Below are 15603 nucleotides of genomic sequence, written 5' to 3'. Positions count from 1 at the left end.
GCGGGTTGGGGGGGGGGGGGGGCCCGCCCCCCCCCCCGGGGGGGGGGCGGGGCGGGGGGGGGCGGCCGTCACTGCGCAGTGCCGGGCCGGGTGGCCCCGTCGGCACTCAGCAGGTGATGCCGGCGGTGATGGTGATGCAGATCTCCGAGGAGGTCACCGTGGTGGTGATCGCCGGGGCGTCGGCGGCGTCGGAGGCGGTCAGCTCCTCCGCCGTGGTGTAGGTGGCGTAGCCCTCGATGAGCTCAATGGAATCCATGTCGAAATCCTCTCTTCGGGAACAATTCGGAATTCCCCGCTGATGCGTTTCCCGGGAAATTCATCGGCGTTGTCAGGAAATCATTCTTCCGGGGTTCGGGCAAATGATTTGCCCGAAATTCGGGTGTGAGCTGGAACACGCTCTCCGATTTCCGGCACCTCCGGGGAATTCAGATTCCGGTGGAGGGCGGCCGGCTCGATTCCCGACTCCCGCAGCCGGCGGACCAGAAGGTCCCCGAGCGGCGCCGCGGCGGGCGCCGGTCCGGCGGTCGCATGCTCCAGCAGGGCGTCGGCGACGGCAGCGGCCCGGTGCTGGCCGAAGCTCAGGTGGCGCCGTCCCGGCCGCCCGTCCTCGGGCTCCCAGGCCAGGCAGACGCCCGCCGTGAGCACCCGCGCAAAGGCCGGGGACAGTCCCGTACGCCCCGCCTTGGCGGCCGACGGGACCCGCTCGGCCAGCGACGGCACCACGTGCCAGGCGTCCTCGCCGAGGTAGACCACGAGCCCGTCCCGGCGGGGCAGCAGCCGCTCGGCGGAACTCACCTTCGCCCGGTACCGCACGCCGGCCGCCTCCAGCGTCCGCAGGGTCCGCCCCCATGCCGCCACGGCCTCGTCGGCGTCGTCGAGGTGCACGTAGAGCCGCAGCAGCGGCCCGCCGGACGGCCTGCCACGGGACCCGTCCACGAGGAAGAACCCGGGCGACAGCCCCGGCCGGGAGGCCGGCATCCGCACCACACCGGGCTCCCGCACCACACCGGGCTCCCGTTCCCGGTCCGGTCCCGGTCCCCCGTCCTTTCCGGGCAGTCGGACCCGGAGCCCGTCGACGACGGCCACGCCGGCGCCCTGCCCGCCGCCTGCGGTCGGCTGCTGCGCCCTGACAGGTGTCGTGGTGTGCGGTACGCACGCGGCCAGCCGCTGCTCGAACCGGGGTTCGCGCAGTGAGCGCCCGCCGATGTCCTCCTCGAAGGCGTGACCCGCGTGGAACTCCTCGTACAGGGCTCCGACGAGCTCCCGGCGCAGGGCGCGAGCGGTGTCCGCGGAGAGCGTGCGCCCGGCCACGGTCGCCCGGAGGCCCCCGGGCTCCACCCGGACCTGCGCGAGGACCGGACCCAGCCGGGGATCGAGCCGCTCGTCGCGTTCCGCGCAGGCGGGACCTCCCGCAGCGGTGACAGGTGCCGTCATGTCAGTCCCCCAGTCCCAGCGTGGCGGTGAACCGGTCCGGGTGCCGCAGCGCGGACCGGCCGATGCCGGCGGCGGCCCGGTCCAGGGCGCTCAGCCGGGGCCTGCGCTCGGCGGCCGCGAGCATCCGGTCCAGCAGGTGCCAGCCCGCGAACGCCGTGGCCCGCTCCGCGAGACCCGGATCCGGTTCGCCGGCCTCCTCCCGGTACCCGGCCCAGAAGGCGACGTTCCGGCCGCGCAGCCGCTCCAGTTCGCGCACGCCCCGCTCCACCACCGCACGGTGCCCGGCCTCCTCCTGCGTACCGGAGAGGTCGAGCTCCCGTGACGGCAGGTCGAGTACGGAGCGGTACAGCCATTCGCCGACGAAGCCGCCCACGTCGCGCGCCGGGTCGGCACGGCGGAACTCCTCCCAGTCGCACAACCACAGGGTGTCGCCGTCCCACAGGAACTGGTCCAGCCGCAGGTCGCAGTGGGCGGCCGTCCACGGGGCGGCCGCCTCACGCCTGCGCAGCTGCCGTACGGCGCCGATCAGTTCGTCGTCGCTCTGGAGCAGCCGCCACGCCTCCAGGGACGCACCGCTGGCCTGCGCCCAGTACGGCAGGGGAAGGGCCTCGAAGAACGACAGCGGGGGCAGGGCGGGCGGCTCGTCCGCGGGACCCCCGGCGGTGCCGGGCACCGTGAGGGCGTGCAGCGCGCCCACTGCGCGGCCCGCCCAATGGGCGAGGGCGTCCGTGAACGCGTCCTCCTCGGCGAGTTCGGCGCCCGACCGGGCGCCGGGCAGCCACCGGTGGGCGATGGTCAGCCGGTCCTCGTCCCAGCCGAGGCAGTCCGGTGTGCGCAGGGCGGAACCGGCCCCGCCGCCCGTGCCCGCCACCGCCTCGAAGCGGAGGAGGCGCCGGAAGCGGGCACGTGCGTCACGCTGTGCCGGGTCGAGCCGTTTCACGAACACGGGACGGCCGTTGTCGGTCACCCCGGCCCGGTTGTCGTTGCGGCCCTTGGGGGCCGCGCTCCCGTCGGCGGGCAGAACGCCCAGTCCGAGCTCCGACAGGAGCGGTATCTCTGCTGTCATGTTCACGCCGTTGTCCACGGGTCGGGGGAGGACCGGTGCGGCGGACGCCGGCCGCCGGCCCTCCGGAGCTACGGGGGTCATCCCGTGCGCAGCCGCTGACCCGTCCGCCCCGCCCACCACAGGCCGGCGGCGCCGGCCGCCACCTGCACGAGGGCGTGCGACGGCGCGTAGGGCGCGCCGCGGGTCACGGCCACCAGCACGGGGGTCGTGACGATCAGCGCGGCCAGCGGGCCGCGCAGGTACCACACCAAGGTCTGAACGGGGGCGGTGCTGCCCATCGGCGTCTGCGTGCCGGCCAGGACGTGCGGCGGCACCACCCCCCGGTACGAACTGACGAGCGCGGCCGCCACGAACGACGGGACCGCGGCCGACAACACCGCCAGGCCCGGGGAGGCCGCGCCGGCCACGGCGCACACCCCCGCGCCGGCCGCCACCGCCACGGCGAGCAGGAGGCCGGGCACGACGGCGTGCCAGAGCGCCAGGCCGCGGGCCGACCACGGCAGACCGGCCGAACGGCGTACGTCGTCGCTCTCCAGCCGCGCAGGCTCGGTCAGCTGGGCCGCCGCCAGGTACTCCGCCGCCAGCGCGGCGAACGACAGCAACTCCTGGCCGTCCTCGCCCGTCCGGGGCGCGGCCACCGCACAGGCCACCGCCGTGGCGGCCCACACCGCCGCCCAGCCGAGCCTGCCCGGGGCGCGCAGCAGCGCCGTCGCGTCGCGCCACGGCATCAGGAGGAACCGGTGCCGCGGCACGGGCAGCCGCACGGCCGGTCGGGACCGCGCCTCCTTGAGCGGCGGGAGCTCCGCCCTGGCCTGCCGCAGGTCCAGCATGACCAACGAGGTTGCGACGGCCGAGGCGACGGTCGCCCGGCGCCGCAGGGCCCCGATCGGAATGTCCGGCGCCTGCCGCACGGCCGCCCACGCGGCCCCGGCCGCGGACACCGCGGACAGCGTCAGGCCCAGGCCCCACCAGGGCGCGGCCCCGCCGGTCGCCGCGACCAGGGGCTGCGCCGCCCAGCCCCAGGGACCCGACCACAGGAACAGCGGCCCCGCCCAGGCCGGGGCGCCGCCGTGTGCCGCCGCCGCGCCGGCGGCTGCCGCCACGGCGGCCACCAGCATCCAGACCATGCGGAACAGCACCGTCCCCGCACGCCGCACGAACCGGTCGTGCCGCTCGATCCACACCCCTGCCGCCGTGCCCAGCACTGCGGCGGCGACACCGGCCCACGCCCCGGCGGCCGCCACCGCCGGCCAGGCCCGCGTACCGGGTCCGTACAGCAGGAACCCGCCCGCACCGCCCAGCACCAGCGCCACGGCCGCGGCGGATCCGGCGGAGGCCGCGAGCCGCGGCAGCAGCACCGGCCCGCGCAGGGCCGGCGTGGGCAGCAGCCACGCGGCACTGGGCCGGTCGACCAGCACGGGCCCGCGCCAGACGGCCGCGCGGGCCATGAGGAGCACGACCGACAGCAGTACGGAGGGCAGGAGGACGGGAAGCCCGGCCACGAGGTGCGACACCACGACCGGGGCCTGCGCCCCGCTCCGGCCGGCCCCGGCGGCGGCCAGCAGCGCGGGGGCACCCCAGAACGCGCCCACGAGCGCGATGCCGTACAGCGTCAGGGCCGCACTCCGGCGCTTCTCCTCCCGGGCGGCGCGGCGGGCGGCGTGCAGATGGGCCAGGACCCGTGCCGTCCGGTCGTCGGGCGCCGACGCCCCGGCCCCGGGGGCGCCGGTCCGCAACACCGTGCGGAGGAGGCCCATCTCAGCCCCCGTCCCGCGCGGTTCCGCCGACCAGCATGCCGCCCTCCAACCGGACCACGGTGTCCGCGACCGCGGCCAGGGCCTCGTCGTGGGTCGCCGCGAGCACGGCCGCGCCGCGGTCGCGGTGCCGCGCCAGCCGCCGCGCGAGGTCGTGCCGCGCGCCGGTGTCGAGCCGCTGCTCGGGTTCGTCCAGCACGAGCAGCTCGTGCGGGCGCACGAACGCCGAGGCCAGCAGCATCGCCTGGACCTGCCCGGAGGACAGGGCCGAGGGCAGGGCGTCCGCACGGTCGTCCAGCCGGTGGTCGCGCAGCACCTCCCGCACGGCGTCACCGGACGCGTCGCCGCGGCCGTGCGCCAGGGCCACCAGCATCACGTGCTCCCGAACGGTCAGATCCGGATAGCAGGCGCCCGCGTCCATCACGGTGGCCACCCGGGACCGCACCTCGGGCGCGTCCTCGTCGATCGGGCGCCCGTCGAGCAGGACCCCACCCGCCGTCGGCCGTTCCCGGCCGCAGGCGATCCGGAGCAGGGTCGATTTGCCCGATCCGTTGTCCCCCGTGACGACCACGAACTCGCCGCGCCGCACGTCCAGGTCCGCCGACCGGACCACGGGGTGGTCGCCGTAGACCCGGCTGACGCCGGACAGCTGCAGCAGGACCGGCGCGGTCGGGGCGCCGCGTCCGCCGTCACCGGTGTTCACGCGCCCTCGACTGCCTCGTACACCGAGACGTGCCGCTGGCTCTCCGGACCGTACGGCTCGCGGCGCCAGCCGGCGAACCGGTCCACCAGGCGCAGGCCCGCCAGGCGTGCCATCAGGTCGATCTCGGAGGGCCAGGCGTACCGGATGACCTCCTGGGTCGGGCGGGGCGTGCTCCCGTCGACCACGGTGTGGATCACGAGCAGCAGCTGACGGTCCCGCATCACATGGGTGCTGTCGACCATGACCGACTGCGGGGAGAGGTAGCGCGTGCTGGTCCTCTCGCCCTCCTGCCGGTGGAAGGGCAGCGGATCGAAGGCTTCGACCACCACCCGTCCACCGGGCGCGAGTTGCTCCCGCATCCGCCGCATGCACTCCACCTGCGCGTCGGACGACGTGGGTGCGAAGAAGGTGTTGAGGGCGATGAGGACGACGTCGTACCGCTCGCCCGTCGTCGTGGCGGTGAAGTCGCCCTCGTGCACCACCACCGATCCGCCGGGGTCCCGCTCCCGGAGCCGGGCCAGCATGTGCGCCGATCCGTCGATGCCGTGCACTGTGAGGCCGCGGCGGGACAGCGGGAGCGCGATACGGCCGTTGCCGACGCCGAGTTCCAGCACCCGACCGGTGGCGGGGGCCAGCGCGGCGAGGAAGTCCACGGCGGCGTCGATGTCCGGCGACCGTGGCGGATACATGAGGTCGTACACATCGGCCAGAGCGTCGTAGGTGAGCTGTGACTGCACGCTGTTCCCCCAGTGCTAGGTACGTCCGCCGCGGCGGGTGCGCCGTCCTTCGAACCGCCTCCCTACGGCCGCGGCCGGGACCGCTGGCAAAGCTACCCGGCCGGCGAGAACCCGACCCCTGACACCGGCGAGGAGCAACGGGGAAGGCATGGCGGGAAACCGGTGTTCGACCGCGGGGGCATGGATAGTGGAGGGAGATCCGCTTCCGTCACGTAGTCAGCACCGCACCCGTGGAAGGAACCACATGACAGACACCGGCGTGAACCCGGCGGGTTACACTCCGTTCCCATCAGCGGACAGGGCAGCGGGCTCGTCCCCCGGCCATCGAATGAGGCCGCCACATGGGCAACGGTGCAGCACAGCGCGATGACGGCAGACCGGTTCTGCAGGGGCTCGACCGGCGGATCAACGAGCTCATCGCCGTGCTCTATCCCGACGAGCGGACACGTCCCGGGTACACCCGCCTCGCCAAGGAGATCCGCGACGCGACGGGCGGCACCATCTCCGGCACCTACCTGTGGGAGCTGGCGACCGGCAAGAAGCGCAACATCACCCTCGCCCAGCTCGACGTCCTCGCCGAGTTCTTCGGCGTCCCGCTCGAGTACTTCCTCAACGACGAGGTGTACGAACGGGTCAACTCCCAGATGGAGCTGGCCGTCGCCCTGCGCAACGCCAAGATCCGCAGCATTGCGCTGCGCGCCAACGGCCTTCCCGCCGCGAGCCTGGACGCCCTGCTCACCATGGTGACCGAGGCGCGCAAGCTCCAGAACCTGCAGGACGGGCAGCCGCCGGAAGAGCGGCCGTCCCCGGCGACGGGCGAGGAGGTCCGGCCCGCCTGACGCGCACCACTGGTCGCGGGCGCCGGCGCACCCGGCCGTGCGGTGACTCGCACGCCCTCCACCACAGCCGCCTCCGCCGCACAGGCCGCCGACCGCGTGTCCTGGATCGCGACCCTTCTCAGAACCAACGAGACCGGGGGAATTCCATGCTGTACCGGTACGCCGCATTACGCCGCCGCTGCCAGGCCCTGCTGCGTGACATCGAGGTGCCGAGACCCTTCTCGGTGGAGGCCCTGTGCGCCGCACTCGCACGCCAGCGGAATCGTCCGCTCCATCTGCATCCGCTGCCGCGGAGCACCGCCGAGGCCGGAGCGTGCGGGATTTGGCTCGCGACGGACGAGGACGACCACATCTTCTTCGAACAGCGGACGAGCCGGATGCACCAGGAGCACATCGTGCTCCACGAGATCGGCCACATGCTCCTCGACCACCAGGGCGGCGAGGGCGCGGCCCCCGCCGCTCTGCTGCCCGACCTCAACCCCCGTCTGGTGTCCCGCCTGCTGGGCCGGACCTGCTACGGCACCCCGCAGGAGCAGGAGGCCGAGATGCTGGCCAGCCTGATCCGGATCCGCATCGACCACCCCTTCGAGGCACGCCGGCCTTCGCCGCGGCCCGGACGGGCGGGTAAGGCCCTCGGTCTGGATGACTGACCGTCATGAAGGGGCCATCGTCGCCTTCGAGGTCTTCGGTGTGGGCGCCATGGTGCTGGTGACCCTGCTGCGGGCCCCGGCCGCGCTGCGCTCGTCCGAGCAGCGGGCACTGTGGCTGGCCGTGGCACTGGCGAGCGTGGCGATGAGCCTGCAGATCGCGCAGACCCGGTCCGTCGGGGAGCGGCTGCCGGCGGGTCCGCACGGGGTGCTGCTGCTGACCGAGCTCATCGGCATGTTCGCGGCGACCGCCGTTTCCGGCTTCGTGCTGAGGCTGGCCGGGCGCGCCCGCCTGGCGGTCGCCTCCTACGCCGCGGCCGTCTGCCTCGCCCTGCTGCTGCTCGGACTCGACGCCGCGGCCGCCGCCCACACCGAGCACGGCGTTCCGGACGACCCGGGCCAGGGCGTCACCCCCGGGCGCGCGTACTGGATCCTCCTGCTCGGGTACCACGTCACAGCCAGCCTCTCCTGCGGCGTCCTGTGCTGGATCCATGTCACCCGTACGCCGAACCTGCCGCTCCGGTTCGGTCTGCTGACGTTCGGCACGGGGGTGCTGCTGGCCGCGCTCCTGGCCGTGCTCTCGCTGCTCCACATCCTCACCCGGTGGAGCTGGGCGGCCGGGCTCTTCCCCTGGGTCTCCGGGGCCGAGGCGCTCCTGATGGCGGGCGGGACGGGCGTACCCCTCGTCCTGAACGCCCGCAGGAGGGCGCGGGACCTGCGGACGCTGCACCGGCTGTACCGCCTGTGGCACGACCTGACGCACCGGGTCCCGCAGGTCATGCTCGCCCCCGTCCGGGGCCGGGCGGGAGACCTCCTCGCGTCCGTCCGCCACCCCCAGCTGCACCTGTACCGGCGCACCATCGAGATCCAGGACGCGCTGCTCACCCTCGGCGGCTCGGCGCCCCCCACCTTGCTCGACGAGGCGCGCCGGCACGTCGACGAGCGGCGCGTGCCCCCCGCCGAGTCCGCGGCGGCGATCACGGCGTGCTGGCTGAAGGCCGTCCCGACCCCCGGCCCGCGGGCGTCGGCACGACCGGGGCTCCCCGCGGACCCGTACACCGTGGTGGGCGGCGAGCAGTGGAGCGACGAGCGGTTCCTGCTCCAGCTGGCCGGGTTCTACGGCTCGGCGATGGCCGCCGACTTCGCCCGCGGCAGGGCGGCCGACGGCTGCCGGTGAACGCCGTTCAGGGGGTGCGGACGGCGGGCTCCGGCCGCCTGTCGGGCTCCGCGTCCGGCCGCCCTTCGGGCTGCGCGGACCGCGGTCGGGCCTGCTCCGCGGACCGCGGTCGGGCCGGCTCCGCGGCCGCGAGCCCGTCCAGGGCCCGGCCGCAGTCGCAGGCGGGCTGGCCGGGCAGTTCCTCGACCGTCCTGAGGACCAGCTCGCGCAGCCGCTCGACGTTCTCGCCGAACACGGAGAGGACGTCCCGCTGCGTGACGCTCTCGGCGGCGTCGATTCCGGCGTCCAAGTCCGTCACCAGGGCGATGGAGGTGTAGCAGACCGCCAGTTCGCGGGCGAGTACCGCCTCCGGGTGCCCCGTCATGTTCACCAGGGACCAGCCCTCGGCGGCGAACCACCGGGATTCCGCCCGGGTGGAGAAGCGCGGCCCGTCGACCACGACCATCGTGCCGCCGTCGGTGATGTCGAGCCCCGCGCCGGCGGCCGACCGCAGGACGGACCGCCTGCCCTCCGGGCAGTAGGGGTCGGCGAAGGAGACGTGGACGGCGCCCTCGTCGTAGAAGGTCTGCGGCCGCCGTCCGCCCGTCCTGTCGACCAGCTGGTCGGGGACGACCAGCGAGCCCGGTCCCAGCTCGCGGCGCAGGGATCCCACGGCGCAGGGCGCCAGGACACGGCGTACCCCCAGGGAGTGCAGCGCCCAGAGGTTGGCCCGGTAGTTGATGCGGTGCGCCGGTACGCCGTGCTCCCGGCCGTGCCGCGGCAGGAAGGCCACCCGCCGTCCGGCGACGGTGCCGACCGCGATGCTGTCCGAGGGAGCGCCGTACGGGGTCGATATCCGGACGTCCTCGGCGTCGGACAGCAGGCGGTAGAAGCCGCTGCCGCCGATGACGCCGATCTCGGCCGTCGGCGTACGGCCCGGGGCGGCGGCCGCGGCGGCCGCGGCGGCCGCGGCGGCGTCGGCGGCGTCGGTGGCGGCGGTGGCGGCGGTGGCGGCGGTGCGGTGGGTGCGGTGGGTGCTGGTCACGTGGCTATCGCCTCACTCGTGCGGATCGGGTGCGGGGGCGGCCGCCGTGCTGCCGAGGTCCGGCAGGAGGCGGTCAAGTGCGGAGACGGTGGAGTGACCGGGAACCCCGGGCCCCCGGATGTCGCCCGGGCGGCGGACCCCGAGGGTCTGCCAGCCGGCCTCCGCCGCCGCGTCGAGCTCCTGCGCCACGTCGCTGGCGAAGAGGACGGTGCCCGCGGGCACGCGCAACGCCCCGGTGATGGCGCGGTACGACGCCGGGTCCCGCTTGGGGCCTGCGGAGTCCAGGTCGAAGTAGCCGGCGATCAGACCGGTCAGGTCGCCCCGGTCGCTGTGGGCGAACCAGTCGCGCTGTGCGGACACCGCCCCCGAGGAGTAGATGTGCACCGGCACCCCGCCCGCCCGGCACCGCCGCAGCACACCGACGACGTCCGGATAGACCACTCCCGCCAGCTCCCCGGCGGCGTACCCCCGGGCCCAGATCATGGCCTGCACGCGCTTGAGCGGCGCCGTCTTCACGTCGTGGTCCGTCCACTCCTCCAGGACGGCGACGGCGCGGGCCTCGTCGACGGCCTCCTCGCCGGTCAGCCCGGCGATCGCGCCGAGGACCTCGCGGTGGACCGGTTCGTCCCGGTGGGCGGCGGCCCACCGGGCGTAGCGCTGCCGGGCGTACGGGTACAGGACGTCGGCCACGTGGGAGAGGGGGCCGGTGGTGCCCTCGATGTCGAGGACGAGGGCGAGGACCGGCGGGCCGGCCCGGTTCACGCGGCCTCCCCGAGCAGGGCGTCCAGCCGGGGGAAACGCTGCGCGATGGGGGATCCGCTGAAGTCGCCGACCCAGCCCTCCTCCTCCCGGAAGAAGCGGATGGCCGCGAAGTCGGGCCGCGGTCCCATGTCGAACCAGTGCAGGGTCCCGGCCGGCACGGACAGCAGGTCGCCGGCCTCGCAGACCACGGCGTACACGTGCTGCTCCACGTGGAGGTAGAAGCAGCCGCGGCCGTGGGTGAAGAAGCGCACCTCGTCCTCGGCGTGCCGGTGCTCCTCCAGGAAGGCCTTCCGTGCGGCGGCGGCCTTCTCGGCCCAGTCGGGGGAGCCGGTGGGCAGCAGCTGGACGGCGTCGACGACGTTGAGCCCCTCCTTCCGGCACAGTGCGTCGATCTCGGCGCGGTACCGGGCGAGGACCTCCGCGGAGCCGGTGTCCGCGGTGACGGTCCCGCGCAGGGGCCACCGGGTGAAACCGACGCCGCAGCCGCGCAGGCGTGCGGCGATCCCGGCGCGGTCCCGGGTGCGCAGCAGCACGGTGCCGGGCGCGGTGTCCGGCATGATCTGCAGCAGGGTCATCGGCGCGGGCCTTCCGGATCGAGTACGGGGGAGAGCGGGACGGTGCGCGGGGCGCGGTCCGAGCGGGCGCCGAGGACGAGCAGCCGGCAGATGGCCTCCAGGCACTCCAGACGGTTGCGGGCCTGCCCCAGGTCGCGGCCCCAGGCCGTGATGCCGTGGTCGGCGATGAGCAGGCCCGGCGGGGCGTCGGGAGTCCGCCGGAGGTACTGCTCGACGTCGTCGGCGATGCGGGACACGTCGGGCCAGTTGGGGAACACCGGCAGGTCGGTGCGGGCCGGGTCGGCGAGTCCCAGTCCCTTCAACAGCTCGAACCCCAGGAGGGGGACGCCGACCGGGGTGGGGCCGGCGGCGGCCCGGCTCGCGACGGCCGTGGCGTACGGGGAGTGGACGTGGAGGACGGCATCCGCGCCGGTGGCCCGGTAGACGGCCATGTGGACGGAGGTCTCGGCCGAGGGGCGCGGCCCGCCGGGGGAGAAGGGTGCCGCGTCCGCGACGCGCACCGTCACCAGGTCGTCGGCGGTCACCTCGCCCTTGTCCCCGCCACTGGCCGTGATCAGGGCGGTCGCGGCGCCGGGGGCGGTACGCGCCGATATGTTGCCCGAGGTGCCGGGCATCCAGCCCCGCTGGTGGAGCACCCGGGAGAGCGCGGCGACGGAGTCGGCGAGGGACCGCCCCTGCGCGCCCGGTGCGCCCTGCGCGGTCGTGGTCGCGGTCGCGTCACCGCCCGGTCCGGCACCGGCCGGGGCCGGGGCCGGGGCGGCCGCCTGTGCGGCGGCCGGGCGGGCCAGGCCGGCGGTGGCCGGGCGGACCACGCCCTCGGCCGAGACCAGCGCGGTGATCAGGCCCGCCGGGGTGACGTCGAAGGCCGGGTTGAACGCCCGGGCACCGCCGGGCGCGACGGGGACGCCCCCGTAGGCGGTGACCTCCTCGGCCGCCCGCTCCTCGACGACGATGGCGCCGCCGTCGGCGAGCTCGCGGTCCCAGGTCGACTCGGGGGCCACCACGACGAAGGGGATGCCGTGGTGGCGGGCGGCGACGGCAAGGCCGTAGGTGCCGATCTTGTTGGCGGTGTCGCCGTTGGCGGCGATGCGGTCGGCGCCCACCAGGACGCAGTCCACCATGCCCCGGGACATCGCGGCCGCGGCGGCGGAGTCCACCACGATGCGGTACGGGACGCCGGCCTCGCCGAGCTCCCAGGCGGTCAGCCGTGCGCCCTGGAGCAGGGGCCGCGTCTCGCCGACCAGCACCTCCTCGACGAGGCCGCGCCGGGCCAGTTCGAGGACGGTGCCGAGTGCCGTTCCGACTGCGGCGGTGGCCAGCCGGCCGGTGTTGCAGTGGGTGAGCAGCCGCAGCGGACGGTCGGGCGCGAGCTGCTGCACGAGATCCGCGGCGCGCGCGGCCGCGACGCCGTTGGTCTGCGCATCGGCGGCGACCATGGCGTGCGCCTCGGCCAAGACGGCTTCGGTGCCGTCGGCCAGGGCGTCCAGGGCCCGCCCCACCGCCCAGGGGAGATTGACGGCGGTGGGGCGGGCGGCCATGAGCCGTTCGGCGTCGGCCCGTACGGCGGCGCGGTCCGGCCGGCCGTCGGGGCGCCGGTTCAGGCGGGCGGAGAGCGCGACGCCGAACGCGCCGGCGTGACCGATGGCGGGCGCGCCCCGGACCGCCAGGTCCCTTATGGCGCCCACGAGTTCGTCCACCTGCTCGATCCTCATCAGGCGTTGCTCGTGCGGCAGGCCGCGCTGGTCGATCAGCTCGACGGCGCCGTCGCGCCAGCCCACCGGCGGGGTGTGAGGGGGTAATGCCACGGATCCTCCGCTGTCGTTCGGTTCGTGCCGCCCGGGTCGGGGTCCCGAGCGCGCCGGCCCACCGGACATGCCGTCCGCTGAAGCGGACGCAAGGCGTGGGATGTGAGGCTCAACGTAAGCCCACCCCTCCGTGAGTGGCTGTTACGCGGATCACAGTTCCCAGGATGTAATGTTCCGTCAACAAGCGGCTACGGGTTGGATTTGGCCAGGGCTGCGACCAACTTGGCCCGCTTCTTATCGCGTTGACACTGCAACTTGCTGCATGCCTAGACTCCCGACATCGCTGTCCGCTCAACTAAACGGCTGCATGTCGCGTACGTCGCACATGCCGCACATGCCACGAGCGACGGGTGGGCGGTACGGCCAGCCTCACGTCCACTCACAACTGGGGGAACGGGGACCACCGTGGATTCGTCGAGTGCCATCATCATTCACCTGGGGCGCAACACCGGGCGCAGCAAACGCCCCACGACCGAGCTGTTCACCGGGGACAGCGTCCTCTTCGGCTACCGGAGCGCCTCGGACACGAGGCTGGACGTGGACGAGAGGAGCGTCGCCGAACCCGTCGGGCGCATCACCGCGCACCACGGCTACTGGACGCTCTCCAACTTCAGCCCCACGGCCAGCTACATCGTCGAGAACATCGAGGGCAGCGGCGAGTTCGTGAAGGTGCTGCCGGGCCGCGAGGCGGCTCCCATCCCCTTCGAACTGTCCCGTGTCGTCCTGCCCGACCAACCCCGCCTGACCCGCTTCAGCGTGCTGGCGCCCGCACCGCGGCGCGTGCCCCACTCCGAGGTCCGGTACACCCTGGCCTCCCGTGCCTTCAGCCTCGCCGAGGACACGAAGTACTTCCTCGTCCTGGTCGCCCTGTGCGAACCGCGGCTCAACGCGAGTTCCTCCTACGGCGTCCCGACGGACAACGAGATCGTCGAACGCCTCCGGACCCTGCCCGGCTGTCGCAACCTCAGCCGGGCGGCGGTCAACTACCACCTGGACTACCTGGCCTCCGCCAAGCTCCCGCTCCAGGAATGGGGCGACCACCCCGGCGACGACCGGATGCGCTGGAAGCGCGAGGCCCTGGTCTCCATCGCCCTGCGCCACGACCTGGTGCAGGAACACCACCTCGACCTGCTGCCGCCGCCCCGCACCCTGCCGGCCCCGGCCCCCGCCCCGACCTCAGCCCCCGCCCCGGCCCCGTCCGCGGCCCCGCTGCGCGGGCCGCGGCTGGCGCCCGCCTGCTGACGGCCGCCTGCCGACGGCCGCCCCGACCCGTTCCGTCCGCCCGGACGACCCCCTCGACAAGGCGAAGACCTCGTGACCGACATCCCCGCCACCTCCCTCCCACCCCGCCGCAGAACCGTGGTCCGCGCGGCCGCCGCCGGCCTCGCCGGCGCCGCCCTCCTCACCGGCCGCCCCGCCACCGCACGAGCCGCCGGCGACCGGCCGCCCCGTGCGGCCTTCCACCACGGCGTCGCCTCCGGCGACCCCCTGCCCGACGGTGTCCTGCTGTGGACCCGGATCACCCCCGAACCCGGCGCCGTGCCCGGAGCCGGCCTCGGAGAGCCGGTCGCCGTCGACTGGCAGGTCTCCCGGGACCCGCACTTCCGGCGCGTCGTCGCCACCGGCCGGGCCGTGGCCACGGCCCGGTCCGACCACACGGTCAAGGCGGACGTCCGCGGCCTGCACCCCGCCACCGACTACTGGTACCGCTTCTCCTGCGGTGGCGTACGCTCCGAGCCCGGCCGCACCCGCACGGCGCCCCGCCCGGGCGCCGCCGTGCCCGGCATCCGCTTCGGCGTGGTCTCCTGTGCCAACTGGGAGAGCGGCTGGTTCTCGGCCTACCGCCACCTGGCCCGGCGGCGCGACATCGACGCCGTCCTGCACCTCGGCGACTACCTCTACGAATACGCCACGTACGCGGGCCGGGGCACCGTGGCCCGCCCGAACCACCCCCCGCACGAATGCCTGACCCTCGCCGACTACCGTGCACGACACGGCAGTTACAAGACCGATCCCGATCTGCGGGCCCTGCACGCCGCCCGTCCCTTCATCGCGATCTGGGACGACCACGAATTCGCTGACGACGCCTGGGCCGGCGGCGCGGCGAACCACGACCCGCGCACGGAGGGCCGTTGGGAGGACCGGGTCGCCGCGGCCAAACGCGCCTACTTCGAATGGATGCCGGTGCGCACCGCCACCGGGGGCACCACCTACCGCACGCTCGCCTTCGGTGACCTGGCGACCCTGTTCCTGCTGGACCTGCGGTCGTTCCGCAGCGGCACGGGCGACCCCGCCGGAGGGCAGGCCCCCGGCCCCACCATCACCGGGCGGGCCCAGATGGACTGGCTCAAGACCGGGCTGGCGGCCGACCGGGCCGTCTGGCGGCTGGTCGGCAACCCCGTCATGATGGCCCCCGTCGTCCTGCCGGACCTTCCCGCGCCGGGCCTGCGGGAGGCCCTGCCCCACGCCGCGCCCGCACACCGGCCGCTCAACCCCGAAGCGTGGGACGGCTACGCGGGGGACCGCCGCGAACTCCTCTCCCACCTCGCCCGGGCGGGCGTGGCCGACACGGTCTTCCTGACCGGCGACGTCCACTGCGCCTGGGCCGCCGAGGTGCCGGCGGCCGCGGCCGGCCCCGGCCACGACGGCCGGCCGCTCGCCGCCGAGTTCGTCGTCACCTCGGTGACCTCCGACAACTACGGCGACCAGCTCGGCTCCTCGGCCCCCGCCCAACTGCCCGCCGTGGAGGCCGCCGTGCGCGCGGCCAACCCGCACGTGCGGTGGGTGGACCTCGCCTCCCACGGATACTCGGTCCTCGACGTCACCCGCGACGCCGTGCAGATGGACTACCACGCCGTCACCGACCGGATGACCCCTGCGTCCCCCAGCTCCTGGCGCGCCGCCTACCGCGTCGCACGGGGCGCGAGCCGCGTCGAGGCGGCGTCCCCCCTCCGGTGAGGTGAGCGGGCCCGCCGCCCCCGGACGCGCGGGGGGAAAGGGCCCGCGCCCGGCCCCCCCCGGGGGGTTGACCGGGGCCGGCCCGCCCGCGGGCCCGGTCCGCCCCCCCCGGGGGCGCCGGG

General features: G+C 75.0%; 15 protein-coding genes. 5 read left to right on the top strand and 10 right to left on the bottom strand.

Features of this window, described 5'->3' with window-relative positions:
* Nucleotides 1-106: 106 nt before the first annotated feature.
* The 6 genes from ACFVGY_RS05925 to ACFVGY_RS05900 form a co-directional block, all read right to left on the bottom strand.
* Nucleotides 107-256 (bottom strand): LxmA leader domain family RiPP, encoded by a 150-nt coding sequence (locus ACFVGY_RS05925; protein ID WP_385671634.1) that lies wholly within the window; start codon nucleotides 254-256, stop codon nucleotides 107-109.
* An 80-nt stretch (nucleotides 257-336) separates the two neighbouring features.
* Nucleotides 337-1434: a T3SS effector HopA1 family protein gene (locus ACFVGY_RS05920; protein ID WP_385671631.1), complete on the bottom strand. Its 1098-nt coding sequence runs from the start codon at nucleotides 1432-1434 to the stop codon at nucleotides 337-339.
* A 1-nt stretch (nucleotide 1435) separates the two neighbouring features.
* On the bottom strand, nucleotides 1436-2500 hold the full coding sequence (gene lxmK, locus ACFVGY_RS05915) for a class V lanthionine synthetase subunit LxmK (RefSeq protein WP_385672246.1): 1065 nt from the start codon (nucleotides 2498-2500) through the stop codon (nucleotides 1436-1438).
* 77 nt (nucleotides 2501-2577) lie between these two features.
* On the bottom strand, nucleotides 2578-4257 hold the full coding sequence (locus ACFVGY_RS05910) for a hypothetical protein (RefSeq protein ID WP_385671628.1): 1680 nt from the start codon (nucleotides 4255-4257) through the stop codon (nucleotides 2578-2580).
* A 1-nt stretch (nucleotide 4258) separates the two neighbouring features.
* Nucleotides 4259-4957, bottom strand: a complete 699-nt coding sequence (locus ACFVGY_RS05905; RefSeq protein WP_385671625.1) for an ATP-binding cassette domain-containing protein — start codon at nucleotides 4955-4957, stop codon at nucleotides 4259-4261.
* Nucleotides 4954-5694 carry a class I SAM-dependent methyltransferase gene (locus ACFVGY_RS05900; protein ID WP_385671622.1) on the bottom strand — a complete coding sequence of 247 codons (741 nt, stop codon included), beginning with the start codon at nucleotides 5692-5694 and terminating at the stop codon, nucleotides 4954-4956. The genes ACFVGY_RS05905 and ACFVGY_RS05900 overlap by 4 nt, the downstream gene beginning before the upstream one ends.
* A gap of 341 nt (nucleotides 5695-6035) precedes the next feature.
* On the opposite strand from ACFVGY_RS05900, the gene ACFVGY_RS05895 reads away from it, so the two are divergent.
* From ACFVGY_RS05895 to ACFVGY_RS05885, 3 genes are all read left to right on the top strand, one after another.
* Entirely contained in the window at nucleotides 6036-6533 is a 498-nt protein-coding gene (locus ACFVGY_RS05895; RefSeq protein WP_385671619.1) for a hypothetical protein, read from the top strand.
* Between the two features lie 146 nt (nucleotides 6534-6679).
* Entirely contained in the window at nucleotides 6680-7183 is a 504-nt protein-coding gene (locus ACFVGY_RS05890; RefSeq protein WP_385671616.1) for a hypothetical protein, read from the top strand.
* Nucleotides 7176-8357 (top strand): MAB_1171c family putative transporter, encoded by a 1182-nt coding sequence (locus tag ACFVGY_RS05885; protein WP_385671613.1) that lies wholly within the window; start codon nucleotides 7176-7178, stop codon nucleotides 8355-8357. The genes ACFVGY_RS05890 and ACFVGY_RS05885 overlap by 8 nt, the downstream gene beginning before the upstream one ends.
* 7 nt (nucleotides 8358-8364) lie before the next feature.
* Here the strand turns inward: ACFVGY_RS05885 and ACFVGY_RS05880 are convergent, their stop codons facing one another.
* The 4 genes from ACFVGY_RS05880 to mtnA form a co-directional block, all read right to left on the bottom strand.
* Entirely contained in the window at nucleotides 8365-9252 is an 888-nt protein-coding gene (locus ACFVGY_RS05880) for an S-methyl-5'-thioadenosine phosphorylase (RefSeq protein WP_385672243.1), read from the bottom strand.
* 141 nt (nucleotides 9253-9393) lie between these two features.
* Complete coding sequence (gene mtnC, locus ACFVGY_RS05875; RefSeq protein ID WP_385671610.1) at nucleotides 9394-10143, bottom strand: acireductone synthase; 750 nt, start codon at nucleotides 10141-10143, stop codon at nucleotides 9394-9396.
* Nucleotides 10140-10718 (bottom strand): acireductone dioxygenase, encoded by a 579-nt coding sequence (locus ACFVGY_RS05870; RefSeq protein WP_385671607.1) that lies wholly within the window; start codon nucleotides 10716-10718, stop codon nucleotides 10140-10142. The genes mtnC and ACFVGY_RS05870 overlap by 4 nt, the downstream gene beginning before the upstream one ends.
* A complete protein-coding gene (mtnA, locus tag ACFVGY_RS05865; RefSeq protein ID WP_385671605.1) occupies nucleotides 10715-12523 on the bottom strand; it encodes an S-methyl-5-thioribose-1-phosphate isomerase in 1809 nt (602 codons plus the stop codon). Before mtnA ends, ACFVGY_RS05870 begins: the two co-directional genes overlap by 4 nt.
* 405 nt (nucleotides 12524-12928) lie before the next feature.
* Between mtnA and ACFVGY_RS05860 the strand changes: the two genes are divergently transcribed.
* Entirely contained in the window at nucleotides 12929-13765 is an 837-nt protein-coding gene (locus ACFVGY_RS05860; protein ID WP_385671602.1) for a serine/threonine protein kinase, read from the top strand.
* Between the two features lie 72 nt (nucleotides 13766-13837).
* Nucleotides 13838-15481 (top strand): alkaline phosphatase D family protein, encoded by a 1644-nt coding sequence (locus tag ACFVGY_RS05855; RefSeq protein ID WP_385671599.1) that lies wholly within the window; start codon nucleotides 13838-13840, stop codon nucleotides 15479-15481.
* Nucleotides 15482-15603 lie beyond the last annotated feature (122 nt).

Origin of the sequence: Streptomyces sp. NPDC127106 (genome assembly GCF_042677605.1) — a bacterium.
GTDB lineage: Bacteria > Actinomycetota > Actinomycetes > Streptomycetales > Streptomycetaceae > Streptomyces.
Note: the sequence above shows the minus strand (reverse complement) of the source record. Positions and strands in the feature narration are given on the sequence as shown.